Genomic DNA, 15,469 nt, shown 5'->3' with positions numbered 1-15,469 from the left:
CGCTGCCCCGGTCGGCTGTGTGGGCGTCTGTCTTCAGTCAATCATTTCTGTTCGAGGGCTCGCATGATCGGCTCATAGTGGGCGGTGATCGCAGCGCGGAAGGCTTCGGCATCACCGGATTCTGCCGCTTCGAGCATGAGGCCGTGGGCACGTGCGGTCTGCTCCAGGTCGGCGGCCACGGCGACGTTGAGTTTGGGCAGGACGGCAGTGTGCACATCCCAGAACGCTGCGACGAGTTGGCCGACGAGCGAGTTTCCGAGTTTCGCGAGCAACCCAGTGTGGAAGGCGCGATCCTGCTGCGGGAAGGTCTTGCTGTCAGCGGCGAGCGCGGTCATCTCGTCGACCAAGTCCTTGAGCTCGGAATTCTCCGTGCCGTTGAGGGCGTCGACGATCTGCTCGGACATTCCGTGGTCGAGGGCCTTGCGCACTTCGACGACATCGCGCAGTGCGTCGAGGTCGTCGCCGGGGCTGAGGACGCCTCGGAAGACGAGGGCTTCGACGAGCGCGTCGAGCGTCATCTCGCCGACGTAGGTGCCGTGACCGTGCCGGACGTCGACGATGTCGAGGGTCGAGAGTTTGCGGATGGCTTCCCGGACATTCGACCGCGAGACGCCGAGGCGGGTGCACAGTTCGCCTTCGGTCGGCAGCAGGTCTCCGGGACGCAGACCATCGGAGAGGATGAGATCCTTGATTCTGTCGGAGGTTGTCACTTTCCGTCCGGTCTCTGTCGGCTCCGCCATGATCACCTTCTGCTGGTCGTTCCACGCTGAGTCTCCATTATACGTCCGACATCAGATGTGTCGGCGGTCATTCTTCGATGTCGAGACAGTTGGGCCGACGCGACGTCATTCGTTGCCTCAGGGATTGTCGTTCAGCACCCAAGGGCTTGCCGTTCATCGCCTCAGGGCTTGCCGTTCAGCGTCCAGGGGCTTGCGGCCCAGAGGGGTTTGCCGTCCAGATCTCCCGAACCCCGCAGTACCGCCAACCGGCCTTGGCGTATGCGGATGTCGTCCTGGCTACTAGGGTGGTAGTCACAGGCGGTCGCTCGGCGGCCGAAATCTACGACGCATTGGAGCACCCGTGACTGGATTGGTGGCCACATTCGCCATAATCATCGTCATCCTCGTCATCGCCGTTCTGCTTTTCGGCAAGCTGCGCACCAGCATGTTCTTCACGGTGAAGACGCAGGAGAACGTCATCGTCGAGCGGTTCGGCAAGTTCAAGAAGGTCGCGAAGCCTGGACTGAACACGAAGGTGCCGTTCATCGAGACGACGAGCCGACCGATCTCGCTGCGCGTCCAGCAGCTCGAGGTCAACATCGAGTCGAAGACGAAGGACAACGTCTTCGTCACGGTTCCCGTCGCCGTTCAGTACGTCGTCGAAGAGAACAATGTCGCCGACGCGTACTACAAGCTGGCGAACTCCGAGGAGCAGATCCGCTCCTACGTCTTCGACACTGTTCGTTCGGCCCTGTCGGGCCTGACTCTGGACACGGCGTTCGAGTCGAAGGACGATATCGCGGAGAACGTCGAGGGCCGGCTCTCGGAATCGATGAAGCGCTACGGCTTCAAGATCGTCAGCAGCCTGGTCACGGATATCACCCCGGACCCGAAGGTCCGCGATTCGATGAACTCGATCAATGCCGCACAGCGTGACCGTGTCGCCGCTCAGTCGCTCGCCGAGGCGGACAAGATCAAGCGCGTCACCCAGGCGCAGGCGGAGTCCGAGGCGATGCGCCTCCACGGTGAGGGTGTCGCCGCTCAGCGCAAGGCGATCGCGACCGGTATCGCCGAGCAGTACGCGAAGCTGCAGGAGGTGGGCATCGACAAGACGGCCGAGCAGCTGCTGATGATGACCCAGTACTTCGACACCATGCAGAACGTCGCTCAGGAGGGCCGGTCGAACGTGCTGTTCATGCCCTCGAACCCGGGCGGCGTTGGCGAGATGGGTCAGGAGATCCGCAACGCCCTGTTCGCCGCCAACGCCGCCGAGGATGGAGCGACCTTCACAGCACCCGAGAGCAGGTACGCCCCGAGCCACCGCTCCGAGCAGGCCAGCGTTCCACCGCAGCCGACCAACCCGCCGAACTCGGGCGGCTCAAATGGCTCCGACGGTTCGGGTCATGACGGTCAGTCAGGTGGCCCTGGAGGTTCCGCCCAGTCGCTCGGCCAATCCGTTCGGTCGGCGGCTCAATCTGCACGGGAGGCTGCTCAGCAGTGGAAGAACAGCCAGCAGCCGCCACACTGACTGAGAGGCGAGCCAGGCCACCGCAGTGACCGAGAGCCGAGCCAGGCGGCCGAAGCGACGCCGGAGCTGACCGAACGCCGACGCACGACACCGAGCGCCGGCGAACGACTGAGGCACCGCACAGCGGAGGGGCGGGCGAAGAGACATCTTCGCCCGCCCCTCCGCTGTGTTCACCTCGATCCCCGTTCATCCGACTTCTGATAATCAGTTGTGCACAATTGAATTGTGTGCAACCATTTAGATATGGATGCGCTCGACCTCGACAGACAGCTCTGCTTCGCCCTCTACTCGGCGTCGCGTGCAATGACCGCGTCATACAAGGATCTGCTGGCCGAGCTCGGCATCACCTATCCGCAGTATCTTGTGATGCTGGTGCTGTGGGAGGAGGCTTCCGCGCCCGAAGGCGTGACCGTCAAGCACCTCGGTGAGCGTCTGCAGCTCGATTCGGGCACGCTGTCTCCGCTGCTGTCGCGGCTGGAATCGCTCGGCTACGTCACCCGCCACCGCTCCGCCGAGGACTCGCGCAGTGTGTTCATCCGCCCCACTGCCGAGGGTGCCGCAGCAAAGGAGCGCGCCGAGTGCGTTCCGGTCCGGATCGGTGAGCGCACTCAGCTCGATCCCGCTTCGATGCCGGAGCTGCTCGAGACCCTGCGCACACTGACGAGGAACCTGCGCGCGGAACCCGCGCCCGTCGAGCCCCCTGGCCCCCTGCCGCACCATTGAACTCACACCGCACTTGTGGATTCACAGTGCGCCACTGAACCCGCACTGCACCGCTGACCCCACACTTCACCACCGATCCCACTGCTCACCACTGATCCGACAACGCACCGCCAACGAAAGGAAGAATCATGAAGGCTCTCTACACTGCAGAGGCACTGGCCACCGGCGAAGGCCGCGACGGCCACGGTCGCACGAACGACGGGAAGGTCGACGTCGATCTCGCCACACCCGCGGAGATGGGCGGCAGCGGCAACGGCACGAATCCCGAGCAGCTCTTCGCGGTCGGCTACGCGGCCTGCTATCACTCGGCGCTGCGCCTCGTGGCCGGTCAGGCCAAGGCGAACGTCGACGACTCAGCGGTCGGCTCACGAGTGAGCATCGGCAAGAACAATGAGGGCGGGTTCCAGCTCGCCGTCGAACTCGAGGTCACCCTCCCGCACCTCGACAAAGCCGAGGCACAGGCGCTGGCCGACAAGGCCCACAAGGTCTGCCCGTACTCGAACGCCACCCGCGGCAACATCGACGTGACCATCACCGTCACCGACGACTGACAGTCAGAAACGCGACCGTCAGCAGCGCGACGGACACTCAACAGGCCAGCGCACTCTGCCCACAACGCAATGAGGGATGGGTGAGGACCGCTTTTCATGCGCCCCCGTTATCTGCGTATGGTTGCGTATTCTGCCCCGACGGGCATGAGAGACCTGGTCACTAATGATGTCAACACATTTTGTATAGCCAGACGCGCAACTGCACTGCCACGTGACCTCTTCAGTGTAAACCCGCAGTTCATCACTTCACTTCGCCCACACACCACTTCGCGCATTGAGCAAGAACTGAGCAAGATCCGGGGGTAAGTCAAATGTTCGCGGCCCCATGCCTGGCGCCGGCAAAGTTGCACATACCGACCGGGGTTTAAAGAATAGTTTGAGACAAGAGGCCAAGCTGCAATCAATAACCCACTAGTCAAAAACGGACGCAAAGTCTCGTTCCGCGTCAAAAAACAGACTAGCGACCTGCAATCTCCTACCACTATAGTCTGTAACGATTAGCTTCACTCCCATCCCACTTGCGGGAACCTTGAACAGACCAGTCTTGAACTCCTTGCTTCCTGAACCAAAGCCATGAGAAACAGGTCTGGAGCGTGAAGCACTGCTTGAGATAATGCTTACGTCCACTTTTGCAACATCAAATCGCGAAACCTTGAACTGAACGTAACAATAACTCCCATAGCGGACCACCCAGGGCGAATTAAACTCAGGGGCCGACACCAAATTCGGACTAATGCTAACGCCACCAGGCTCGACGGACTCCGCCACCGCCGAGCAATCTTCAGCGGTCGTTTGGATCGCCGTCATTACGGCACTTTCACCAACGAAGAGGTCATCATAAATCCTCGCGACGGCAACCAGATTTGACGAGCCCTTGTTGTGCGAATTCACGAGACTCTTCACTTGATAGGCTCCAAATCTCACTTCACCCTCAGGAACCACCGAGCCCGAAAACTGTTCAGAAAGCCTCTCCAGAGACTGGCAATCAAGTTCGTTCAAACGAGTCCGGCTACGCTGCCGCCAGGATCTTCCCTTCCCAATCTCTTGTTGCGCAATCCCCACAGACTGCGGGGTCAACTTTCGGAAAGAATGCTTGAACAGGAATAACTCAACATGCCGAACAAACCTTGGACGATTACTCGATTCATGAGCAACAATCGCTAGCAACAACGGCAAGTCTGCCCGTCTTTCAAAAGCACAATTTGCCAAGTACCCCATGTAGAAATCGTCAATTTTGAGGCTGCTCAATGAACCAGCGCCCACGTCACCAGAACGGCGGCTCAGAGTCATGGCTTTGAACACAGCGAACAGAACGGCGACGCAAACAGCTGTCCAGACCCCCTGCACCAGCGTCTCCGCTTCCGGGGCCACACCAGCAAGATCCCAAGGACCCCAGCCCAGAACTCCGACAACAACGGCGAACACAAGAGACAGTCCAATCAGGTAAGCCCACTGGACGAGAATTCCGGAGCTCCTCGAGTATGCGGAGATCAGGGCGAGAAGATTTGTTGTAGCGATGTGACTACCAAGGAACACCCACAGCACAGGGCTTGCATCGGCCCCCAACGAACGAGCTACTACGACCGCGAAAATTGCAGCCAACACGAAAGGAACAAGTCGCCACACAAGAACTTTCAGTGGAGCTTCCACAACCCAATGCTTTGTACGATCAGAGCTGTCGAAGTAGTTGTCCGGCCATGACACTCTGGCCGCTAAGAACACGATCTTGAGCGCGATTGCTGCGCTAGTGCCCACGACAACCGGAAGAATCACGGAGCTCCCCTCATACAAATGCTAGCCTGCCAAGAAATCTACGAACAAGACGGGCTGGTGACAGGCTCTTCCAAGAACCCACCACCAGCCCGGAACCTAGCTCCAGCCGTTCCTCCACTCAGCGCTTAGCCATGGCCTCGAGAGCGGACTTCTCGACCGCCTCGGCGACAGCCGGAGCGACACGGGAATCGAGCGCACCGGGCACGATGTAACCAGGCTCGAGGTCATCGCCGACGAGATCGGCGATCGCACGAGCGGCGACGAGCTTCATATCGTCGGTGATCTCGGACGCATCGGCGTCGAGCGCGCCGCGGAAGATTCCGGGGAACGCGAGGACGTTGTTGATCTGGTTCGGGAAGTCGCTGCGCCCGGTGGCCACCACGGTGGCGTACTTGGAAGCGACGTCGGGAGCCACCTCGGGGTTGGGGTTCGACAGGGCGAAGATGATCGCGTCGTCGGCCATGTTCTCCAGATGCGCCTCGTCGATGGTGCCGCCGGAGACGCCGATGAAGGCATCCGCGCCGTCGAGGGCCTCGCCGATCCCACCGGAGATTCCGCGCGGGTTCGTCGACTCGGCGAGGAACTGCTTGGTCTCGGTCAGGTCGGAACGGCCGGACTCGACGACTCCCTTGGAATCGAGGACGACGATGTCCTTCACGCCGGCGTCGGCGAGGATCTTCACCACGGCCACACCGGCGGCACCGGCGCCGGAGACGACGACACGGACGGACTCGAAGGACTTCTTCACCACGCGCAGAGCATTCGTCAGCGCGGCGAGGACGACGACGGCGGTGCCGTGCTGATCATCGTGCATGACGGGGATGTCGAGGGCTTCCTTGACCCGGTCTTCGATCTCGAAGCAGCGCGGAGCCGAGATGTCCTCGAGGTTGATCGCACCGAAGGTCGGGGCCATGCGGACGATGGTTTCGACGATCTCGTCCGTGTCATTGGTGTCGAGTACGATCGGAATCGCATTCAGCCCGGCGAAGGACTTGAACAGGGCGCACTTGCCCTCCATCACCGGCAGCGAGGCGGCCGGACCGATGTCACCGAGGCCGAGCACAGCCGATCCGTCGGAGATGACCGCGACAAGTCGACCGGTCCACGTGTGAGTACGCGCCAGCTGCGGTTCGTCCTTGATCGCGGTGCAGACCTTGGCCACGCCCGGGGTGTACGCGATCGAGAGGTCGCGCTGGGTCTCGAGCGGCGAGGTGAGCTCGGCGGAGAGCTTGCCGCCTTCGTGTGCCTCGAAGATCTCGGCGTCGGTGATCGGGCCCTTCGACCCCTGGTCGGAGGCGGCGGAGTTGTGAGCGGTGGTCGTCATGGTTGATCCTCATGGTTGATGCGGCGGCGGTTCGCGAGCTTTTGGAGCTCGCGAGCACTCGGTTGGGCGAGCACTCCGTTCGATGATCGGATCATCGGTGCAGCCGGCAGTGATCGTCTGGCCGTCGGCCGGCGCGGACACGGTCGACCGTGAGCGCAGGCGATGGTCTGGGCGAAGAACTGGTCACCAGTGAAGGATGGTGCGGTGACGTCGACGCGGCCCGCGACATGGCCCTAGGTGAAGGGCGACGCGGTTGCGCGCAGTGCGGATACGGCTCGCATGAGGCGAGTACCGACCTCATGGGTCGCATCCGACAACTCGATCATCATAACCGATGCTGTGACCCGTTTCACCCGAAAATCCGGCCCCCACCGAGGCTGTCCCGCCGTTCCGGCGGCATGTTCTCCAGACCTTTGGACCGGTTGGGAACGCGGCTGGCGCATTCGCCGAGGCGGCTCTTCCCTCCGCGTGGTTCGCCCCGAAGCTCCCTGTGCGGCTCGCTTGCGAGCCACATGCGTTGCCCGCCCCGACGCTCCCTGTGCGGCCCTCCGCCAAGTCCCCTGCATGATCTCGCTTCTGGGCCCGATGCATGACCTACCCACTGAGCCCACCTGCGCTCCCCACTCCGGAACCGCGACAGCTCTGCCCGAGGAGGCTCCTCCTTGTCGAAACCGCGACGTTCTTCCCGAGGCGGCTCCTCCTTCTCGAAACCGCAACGGACGCGCCCCGAAGGGCACTCACCCACACCGAAATCGTGGCTGACCTGCACAAACGAAAACGAACATCCTTATGTCAGCACTGAATGCAATGATGAGTAGACAGCATTTCCATCCTTGACGTGACATCGAACTTTATTCGAATCTTTTTTCTTTTTCCTATTGTGAATGTCAATTTGAACGCCTAAGATTTGATTAACAGCTTTTCAAGTCAGCACCACTTCCCCGACAACGAAGTCCGAGGCAGGTGAAAAAGCAATGAAGGGCACCACCAACCGTTCGACCCCCGCCCAGGCAGACGAGCCGGGTGTGACACAGCCGTCGCCCCGATTCGCCATCCGCTTCGAATCAAGCATGTCTCGCTTTGCCGAGAACGCTGTCGCTTCCGACCGTGCCCATTTCTCCCTTCTCGAATCAGTCTCCTCAGTTGTGTTGGAACAGGTCTTCATCGCCCTCGAACTGCCCATACCCGAGGGCTCCGAACCGTTTCGCTGCGAGACGATCTCCGCATCCTTCGAACGCCGCGCCAAAGAGTCCGAAGAGAACACCGTCTTCGGCGCTGCGGAGAAGTCGGAGACCTCACCCAAGGGCGCGTCGTCAACCAAGGACGCGTCTTCGCCCAACGTCGCGTCGTCGCCCACTGACGACACGACAGGCACCCGCGGCTCCCCTTCCGCGACAGTTGTGCTCTATGACGCCGACTTCGCCCGCGAACAGTTGCGCAAGGCGACTGAACCCGAGGCGAAAGCTCTGCCCGAGTTCCCCGAGCTCGATGAGGGCATCTGCTTCTCGAAATGGGTCTATGACAATGTCGACGCTGAGGACCTCGTGGAGATCTCGACGGTGCTGGGGACCAACACTGCCCGCACCTACCGTCAGCTCACCGGCGCGATGACGATCTTCTATGGTCTGCCGCGCTTCGCCGACCGTGTCCGCGCCGGAGAGTTCACCCAGGCACATGTCGATGTGGTCGCCCGCCAGTGTGCTGATGTCGCGTTCGACTTCCTTCCGAAGCTCGACATCTTCCTGGCCGCGAGGCGCGCCGATATCACCTGTGAGACCCTGCGCCGGGACCTGGCGAAGATGATCGCCCTGCTCGTTCCGCCGGTCGACAATACCGAACTCGCCACCAAGCGTCGCCGCGTCGATGTCGAAGGCTACAAGGACGGCTCGGCCTGCCTGACCGTCAGCGGGCCCTCAGCGGAGATCTTCGCCTGCTACAACCGAATCCAGGGCATGGCGCTGGCCGTGCATGGAAAGAACAAGTCGGCGTTCAATCTGCCTATGGGCGTTGAGATCAGCGATGACCGCTCCATCTCTCAGCTCGAGTACGATCTGCTCACCCGGCCAGTCCCGGAGCTCAAGGTCAAGGTCATTTCGGTCGACCCGATCACAGGTATCCAAACCGCCGAAGAGAAGTCGCTGCTCGACACCGACGGCGAGCTCATTCCGGATATGGACTCGGACGACGCTGTCGCCGACTTCGCGAAACACGTTGCTTCGGACTCGGACGACGATGTCGCAGAATCGTCCGCCGGGAGCTCGGCCAACAGCACCACAGAGTCGTCCGACGGATTCTCTGTCGCCAACCGACCCGACGGATCGGCTTTCCGGCCCGACTGCATCGTCGAAGGTGAGGACCCTGACGGTCCCATTGAATATGTCGTCAAGCTGCGTATGCCCACAAGCGCGTGGTGGCTGTCGCATCAGGCCGCCACCGTGGTGACCGTTCCCTTCCTCTCGCTCACCGGGGATTCGGACCTGCCCGGCACTTTCGCCGACGGCTCACCGGTACCCGTCGAGGTGGCTCGCAACATCGCCGGCCGGTCGAAGAGCATCCAGCGGATCCTCACCGATCCCGCCACCGGCACTCCCATCGACGCCAAAGCGACCACTTACCAGGTCCCCAGAGATCTTCGGAAGACCTTGGTCGAGCAGTGGACCGTGTGCACCGTTCCCGGCTGTGTTCGTCGGGCTGAGAAGTCGGAGATCGACCATGTCGTTCCGTTCTTCCATCTGGATCCGCTCAAGGGCGGTCTCACTCGGTTCGGAAACCTTCATCCTCTGTGCAAGAAGCATCATGCGTTGAAGACCGCCGGCCGCCTTCGGGTCACTATGCCCAAATCCGGTGAGCTCGATTATGAGTTCAAACACGGAATCTCGACCACTGTGTCAGCGCCCGGCCAGCCGATCAATGTTGCCCAAGCGCTCGAATTCGATTCCCTGGGACGACTGGGTCTCAAGCGGTGGAAACTGCCCTGGTCAATGGTTCCCTCAGCACCGAGGGTGCTCGAGCTCATGCCTGGCGAGTCGACGATTCGTCAGCGCGACGAAGAGAAGCGCCAACGGGAGGAACGCGAAGCACACCAGCGACGTCTTTCGGAGGCGTATCGGGAGCAGCAGGTTGAAATCAAGCGCTTGCGGCTGGAGCGTTGCCTCAATTGGGAGAAGTCTGTCCACCAGCTCAGTCTCCCTGCCGGCTCCAACACTCTCACGGTGAAGCAGCTGACGGGGAACGCGAAGTACGCCCGAGTCGTCAGATGGGCGCGTCTTGCGAAGCTCGACATCGACGATATCGACTTCGACCCGAATGAGCCCGACAAGCGCAGCGTCCGTACCGCCGCTGGCCCGAACGTCACCGGTTTCGAAAGCAATTCGCAGTCTGCGGACGCTGCAGGCCCCAAGGGCGCTGGAGCCGACGATCCCTGGGACCACCGCTTCGTCTCCAAGACAGTGAACTGGGACCACGACCTCGAGGTCGATCCCCCACCGTTCTGATGACACGCCACGGAGCCTGTGGCATCGCTCTCGACGCAGAGCTGCAGCGACAGCACTGGTGGCAGAGCGCCTCCGCGCCGCAACTGCGGACCGCGATTCGGCGGTGGGGCCGTCGCCTACCCCAGCGGGCTGGTCGTAGTCCACCTCACTGGGCCAGCCTTCGCCTATCGCAGGGCCACGGCCCTCACCTATCGCACAGACCCAGCCCGCGCCTATTGCAGCGGTTGCCGATCGTCCACTGCGTCGACTTCAGTCGTGAGGTCGCGACCACGGGTCTCGGGCGCGAAGAGCGCACCGAGCAAGCCGCAGCCGGCGAACAGAATGAGAACGATCGCAACGGGCCACCATGAGTCGGTGATCACGGCGACGAGCGAGGCCGCGATCACCGGCGCCAGACCGCCGGAGACGACCGATCCGACCTCTTTGATAGTGGTCATGAATGTATACCGATGCTTCGATCCGAACAGTTCGACCAACCAGCTCGACTCGACACCGTAGAGATTGGGCAAGGGGCCGCCGACGAAGACCGCGAACACAGCGGCGATGACAACTGGATTGCCCGTATCGATGAGGATCATGGCCGGAATCGCAAAGAGGATCTGGAAGAGAGTGAAGCCCAGAAACACCGGCCGCCGGCCCAGCTTGTCGCTGAGCTTGCCGAAGTACGGAACGGTGGCGAAGCCGATGACGGTGCCGATCATGATGCCGGTCGTGACCACTGCGGAGTCCAGACCGGTCGTAGTCACGACCCATCCGACCATGAAACCTTTGACGAGGTAGACCGCGGAGTTCTCTCCCATTCGGATGCCCAAGGCGAGCAGGAACGACTTCGTCGACCGCCGCGCCTCGACAAGGATGTTCGGCTGCTCTGCAGTGTGCGCAGCGGCCTCCGCGCGACGTTCTTTGGCTTCCTCGAACACCGGCGATTCCCTGACCTTCGTACGAATTGCCAATGCCACGAACGTGGTGACGATGCTGAGCAGGAAAGGCACCCTCCAGCCCCAGCTGAGGAAGGCGTCGTCCGGCAAGAGCGTGAGTAGGGTCCACAGAACTGTGGCCAGGAAGATTCCGCTGTTTGTCCCCATCGCCACGATCGCCCCGAAGAGTCCTCGTCGACGCACCGGCGACGATTCGACCAAGAGCACCGAGGCTCCGGCCAATTCGGCTCCGGCTCCGAACCCCTGCACGAGTCGGAGAACGACGAGCAGCGCAGGCGCCCAGATGCCGATCTGGGCATAAGTCGGGAGAAGTCCGATGCCCATGGTGGCGATGCCCATCATCGACAGAGTGACGATGAGGACGATGCGACGGCCGTGTTTGTCACCGACTCGACCGAAGACATACCCGCCGATCGGTCGCACAACGAACCCGGATCCATAGACCCCGAGACTGGAGATCAGCGCGACCGCAGGAGTCTCATTGGGGAAGAACAGCGGCCCGAAGACCAAGGCTGAGGCAAGAGTGTAGAGGGTGAAGTCCATGTACTCGAGCGAACTGCCGAGCCACGATGACCATGCGGCACGACGCAGCTCGGGGCGAGTCACATTCGGGTCGAGAGGGGAGGCAGTGTGCGTGCTTGTCTTCATTGACATGGTTTCAACTTTCTTCGGTTCGAATTCTCGCGTGCTCGGTCACCGCTCGACCGCCACCTGCATCCGTCCTCGGGCAGAGCCGATGGCCAGAGGACTGCGGCTCAGCGCAGGTAGATCCGGGTGGGATCGAGCGTCTCTCGCAGCAGTGCGAGCTCACTCGGAGTCGGCGGCTGTGTCGTCTCGATGCCGGGCGAGACCTTGAGATTCCACCCGGTCTGGCGCACCACCTCGGCGGGGTCGACACCGGGATGAACTGCGGTCAGGGTGAGCTCTTCATCCCGGGCGAAGCGCGTCATGATTCCGAGATCAGTGATCACATGGGTCACGCCTGCGCCCGCCGGCATTGCCCCGGCCTTCGCCTCGGCAGCCTTCTTCGGCCCTGGGGAGGTGACGAAGTCCAAGGATTCGACGAAGGTGCGCGGGGTGTGCCGGCGCATGACGAGGAAGATCTCGGCTGCACCTGCCATCGCTTCGATGGCTCCTCCCGAGCCCGGAAGCCGACTGTCGGGGTGCTCCCAGTCCTCGCCGATGAGGGTGGAGTTGAGGTTTCCGTATCTGTCGACCTGCGCGGCACCGAGGAAGCCGACATCGATGCGCTGGCCCTGGAGAACATAGTTGAACAGATGAGTCATCGGCATCACCGAGGCGGCTCCGGGGACGAGGATCGAGTCCGAGATGCTGCGCGGCATGACCGGCGGTCTGGCTCCGGTGACCCCCGACTCGTAGACGATCTCGACGTCCGGTGCCACAGTGTGCTGCGCCAGGGAGACGGCGAGCGTCGGCAGTCCGTGTCCGGCGAAGACCACATTGCGACCGGCCAGCGCCCGCGCCGAATGGACGGTAAGCAATTCGCTGCTGGTCACCTGGCTCCCGGCACTCTTACTGGCGGCGGTCTCGCTCCCCGCGGCCCCACCGCGGGCTGCCTCACTCCCGGCGGTCTCCTCGCGGGCTTGAGCCCCAATGGTGTCGTGTGCACTCAGCGTCATGCTCGGCCTCCATAGTTCACTGGTGTCGAATAGGCGTCGTGGATGGCCATCCGCTCAAAATGGTCCGAACCGAGAGCGGCAAGGAACTCATCGTGGTCGTTCGTGCCGCGGATGTGCGCTTCGATCCAGTTCTGAACCGCGCCCGCGTCGCGGGCGAGCGCCGACCACTGTCTCGAGAACTCGTCGTCGCGGTCGTAATAGCCCTGGACCGAATGTGGATGCGAGCCTCGAGGAATCACGACAACGGCATCGACGACGTGCGCAGGAACGATCGTGCGGTTCGGGTCGGAGCGGATGACAGCCTCGTCGACGATCTCCTCGACGGTGACGATGAGTCGACGACCGGCGAACGCGGCCTCGGTTTGGATCCCGAGCATCCCCCAGGCCTGCACGTTTCCGTGCCTGTCCGCGCGCTGGGCATGGATGATCGAAAGGTCGGGGTTGAGGGCGGGGACGACGTGGATGTCCGGTCCACCGTAGGGATCAGGAACCGACTTGATCTGCGGATTCTTCGCCGCCAAGTCGCTGCCTCGGTAGGAGGCGATGGGCTGGAACGGCAGCTTCGAAGCGCCGGCCTGATAGCGGGCGACCATTCCACCGTGACTGTATTCATCGAACCACAGCGGTTCCGGATCCGACTTCTCAATGCGCCGCCGAAGCTCGTGAAGGGAACCGGCCGAACTGTTGGCGATGAACGAGGAGATGAGACCTTTCAGGCAATTCGCTCCGAGCAGCTGGTCGACGATGACGTCGCAGGACATGCGTGCAAGGACAAGATCAGTGAAGCCCTGCCGGATGATCTCGTGCGCGGCGGCGACCGGCACGATATGCCCGAATCCCTCCAGCGCGACCGTGTCCCCATCGCTGAGATAGGTGCTGATCGCTTGGCGAAGACCCATCGTCTTGTCCATCGCGTTCCTCCTCGAACCTCGAATGACTGTGACCTCGGTCATCTTTTCAGAATCATTGATACCCGTCCAATACTTATAATGGAGATGATTAATGCACTCACTGCACGAATGTATTCCGGCCCTCACTGATGAGGATGCCGCGTCGACGATTGGGGCACCGATATGGACACAAAGCACATCCGCGCATTCCTCGTCCTCGCTGAGGAACTTCACTTCGGCAGAGCCGCCGAACGACTGCACATGACCCAACCGCCCCTCAGCCGACTCATCCGAGGCTTGGAGTCCGACATGTCGGCACAGCTGTTCGAACGCAGCACTCGGTCCGTGCGCCTGACTCCGGCAGGACAGGCGCTCGTCGAACCTGCGCGCGACATCCTCATGAGTCATCGTCTCGCGGACTCAGCAGTGCAGGCAGCCGGTAAAGGCGAGGTCGGACATCTGCGGCTGGGATTCACCGGCATTGCGACCCACAAACTCATCGGACGGCTGCTCAAACTGGTCCGCGGGACTCATCCGGGAATCCACCTCAGCCTGCAGAGCGCCTCATTCGGGATGCCGGCCATCGACAGCGTCGCCGACGGCTCAGTGGACCTCGTCTTCGGCTATTGGCCATTCGTGCCACAGTCGGTCGATACTCGCGTCGTCGCCCAGGAGTCGCTTGTCGTCGCCATGCACAGAGAGCATGCCCTAGGAGGCCGCGAGTCGGTGTCGATGAGCGAGCTCGAGGGAGAGGAGTTCATCACGGTGCCGCCGAATCCGGGGTCGACGACTATCGAGCGGCTCTACGAGCTGTCGCAGGCCGCAGGTTTCAACCCCACCGTCATCCAGGTGGCTCCGGACACGTGGACGATACTCTCGCTCGTCGGTGCGGAGATCGGTTGTTCGGTCACAGTGGCGTCGGTGCCGAAGAACGCCTCTTTCCCCAATATCGCCTTCGTCCCCCTCGAAGACCCGAAGGGGCCGTTCCCGCTGCTCATGGCATGGCGCAGAGATGACGTCAGTCCCGCCCTCGCCGAGGTGCTTCGACTGGCCGAGCAGCTGTTCCCCACCGATGTCCCGTAGACTCACATTAGTAAACGATCGCTCGAACAGTGATTCGGGCTTCACGACGAGGATGTGGTGAATCATGAGTGTGCTCTATCTGATCCGACACGGACAGGCCTCGTTCGGCACCGATGACTATGATCGACTCTCCGATCTCGGCAAGGAACAGAGCCGTGTCACCGGACGATTCCTCGCTTCCCAGCGCGTCGAGCCCGAACGCATCATCCACGGCGAGATGCGGCGACAGCGGGAGACTGCCGCCGGCATCCTCGAAGGGTTCGCTCAAGGGCTCGAGCACGGCCGAGAGCACGACGGCCACCGCGAGCTCGAGGGCCACCGCGAACACGATCACGAACTCAGCACCGGTTGCGAACGCGTCACTGCGGTCGATTCCGGCTGGAACGAGTACGCCGCATGGGAACTCACCGGAGTGCTCACGAATCTCGACCCCCGAGCCCAGCATGATTCAAAGATCTTTCAGACCGAACTCGAACGCGGGGCCGCACGCTGGGCGTCGGGCGAACACGACGAGGACTATACGGAGACCTACGAACAGTTCACCTCACGGGTCGATCGCGCCCTCGACGATGCGGTCGCAGCCATGAGATCTGGCCAGTCGACGGTCGTCGTTTCAAGCGCCGGGGCCATCGCGTGGACCGCGGCCCGTCTGATCGGCGGAGGCTTCGACCAATGGATGGCGTTCAACCGAGTGACGATCAATACCGGCATCACGAAGATCATCACCGGTCGAGGCGGCATCAACCTCATCTCGTTCAACGACCACGGTCACCAGGATCCGAAGAACGCCACCTACCGTTGAGGCA

At 62.0% G+C, this 15,469-nt stretch carries 12 protein-coding genes; 6 read left to right on the top strand and 6 right to left on the bottom strand.

The features are described from left to right. Window positions 1-41 precede the first annotated feature (41 nt). Window positions 42-740, bottom strand: a complete 699-nt coding sequence (locus D3I60_RS14900; RefSeq protein ID WP_262777102.1) for a FadR/GntR family transcriptional regulator — start codon at window positions 738-740, stop codon at window positions 42-44. Window positions 741-1,080: 340 nt separating this feature from the next. Here D3I60_RS14900 and D3I60_RS14895 point away from each other — a divergent pair, with 340 nt between their 5' ends. The 3 genes from D3I60_RS14895 (at window position 1,081) to D3I60_RS14885 (ending at window position 3,521) form a co-directional block, all read left to right on the top strand. Continuing rightward, complete coding sequence (locus D3I60_RS14895) at window positions 1,081-2,247, top strand: SPFH domain-containing protein (protein ID WP_262777100.1); 1,167 nt, start codon at window positions 1,081-1,083, stop codon at window positions 2,245-2,247. Window positions 2,248-2,490: 243 nt separating this feature from the next. After that, window positions 2,491-2,970: a MarR family winged helix-turn-helix transcriptional regulator gene (locus tag D3I60_RS14890; RefSeq protein WP_262777098.1), complete on the top strand. Its 480-nt coding sequence runs from the start codon at window positions 2,491-2,493 to the stop codon at window positions 2,968-2,970. Window positions 2,971-3,098: 128 nt separating this feature from the next. Continuing rightward, on the top strand, window positions 3,099-3,521 hold the full coding sequence (locus tag D3I60_RS14885) for an organic hydroperoxide resistance protein (protein WP_259358799.1): 423 nt from the start codon (window positions 3,099-3,101) through the stop codon (window positions 3,519-3,521). Between the two features lie 411 nt (window positions 3,522-3,932). On the opposite strand, the gene D3I60_RS14880 is transcribed toward D3I60_RS14885, so the two are convergent. Then, window positions 3,933-5,294, bottom strand: a complete 1,362-nt coding sequence (locus D3I60_RS14880; RefSeq protein ID WP_262777096.1) for a hypothetical protein — start codon at window positions 5,292-5,294, stop codon at window positions 3,933-3,935. Between the two features lie 118 nt (window positions 5,295-5,412). Beyond that, entirely contained in the window at window positions 5,413-6,618 is a 1,206-nt protein-coding gene (locus tag D3I60_RS14875; protein WP_262777094.1) for an NAD(P)-dependent malic enzyme, read from the bottom strand. A gap of 974 nt (window positions 6,619-7,592) precedes the next feature. Here D3I60_RS14875 and D3I60_RS14870 point away from each other — a divergent pair. Continuing rightward, window positions 7,593-10,112: an HNH endonuclease signature motif containing protein gene (locus tag D3I60_RS14870; protein WP_262777092.1), complete on the top strand. Its 2,520-nt coding sequence runs from the start codon at window positions 7,593-7,595 to the stop codon at window positions 10,110-10,112. 212 nt (window positions 10,113-10,324) lie between these two features. On the opposite strand, the gene D3I60_RS14865 is transcribed toward D3I60_RS14870, so the two are convergent. The 3 genes from D3I60_RS14865 to D3I60_RS14855 all read right to left on the bottom strand — a co-directional run bounded on the left by D3I60_RS14865 (window position 10,325) and on the right by D3I60_RS14855 (window position 13,601). Further along, window positions 10,325-11,704 carry an MFS transporter gene (locus D3I60_RS14865; protein ID WP_262777090.1) on the bottom strand — a complete coding sequence of 460 codons (1,380 nt, stop codon included), beginning with the start codon at window positions 11,702-11,704 and terminating at the stop codon, window positions 10,325-10,327. 101 nt (window positions 11,705-11,805) lie between these two features. Then, window positions 11,806-12,690, bottom strand: coding sequence for a CoA-transferase subunit beta (locus D3I60_RS14860; protein ID WP_262777089.1), 885 nt, complete (start codon window positions 12,688-12,690; stop codon window positions 11,806-11,808). Next, window positions 12,687-13,601 (bottom strand): CoA transferase subunit A, encoded by a 915-nt coding sequence (locus tag D3I60_RS14855; protein WP_262777087.1) that lies wholly within the window; start codon window positions 13,599-13,601, stop codon window positions 12,687-12,689. The genes D3I60_RS14860 and D3I60_RS14855 overlap by 4 nt, the downstream gene beginning before the upstream one ends. 162 nt (window positions 13,602-13,763) lie before the next feature. Between D3I60_RS14855 and D3I60_RS14850 the strand changes: the two genes are divergently transcribed. Together D3I60_RS14850 and D3I60_RS14845 are read left to right on the top strand one after the other, a co-directional pair. Beyond that, on the top strand, window positions 13,764-14,663 hold the full coding sequence (locus D3I60_RS14850; RefSeq protein WP_262777085.1) for a LysR substrate-binding domain-containing protein: 900 nt from the start codon (window positions 13,764-13,766) through the stop codon (window positions 14,661-14,663). Between the two features lie 64 nt (window positions 14,664-14,727). After that, on the top strand, window positions 14,728-15,465 hold the full coding sequence (locus D3I60_RS14845; protein WP_262777083.1) for a histidine phosphatase family protein: 738 nt from the start codon (window positions 14,728-14,730) through the stop codon (window positions 15,463-15,465). Window positions 15,466-15,469 lie beyond the last annotated feature (4 nt).

The sequence above is a fragment of the Brevibacterium permense genome, from assembly GCF_025506275.1.
Taxonomy (GTDB): Bacteria; Actinomycetota; Actinomycetes; order Actinomycetales; family Brevibacteriaceae; genus Brevibacterium; species Brevibacterium permense_A.
Note: the sequence above shows the minus strand (reverse complement) of the source record. Positions and strands in the feature narration are given on the sequence as shown.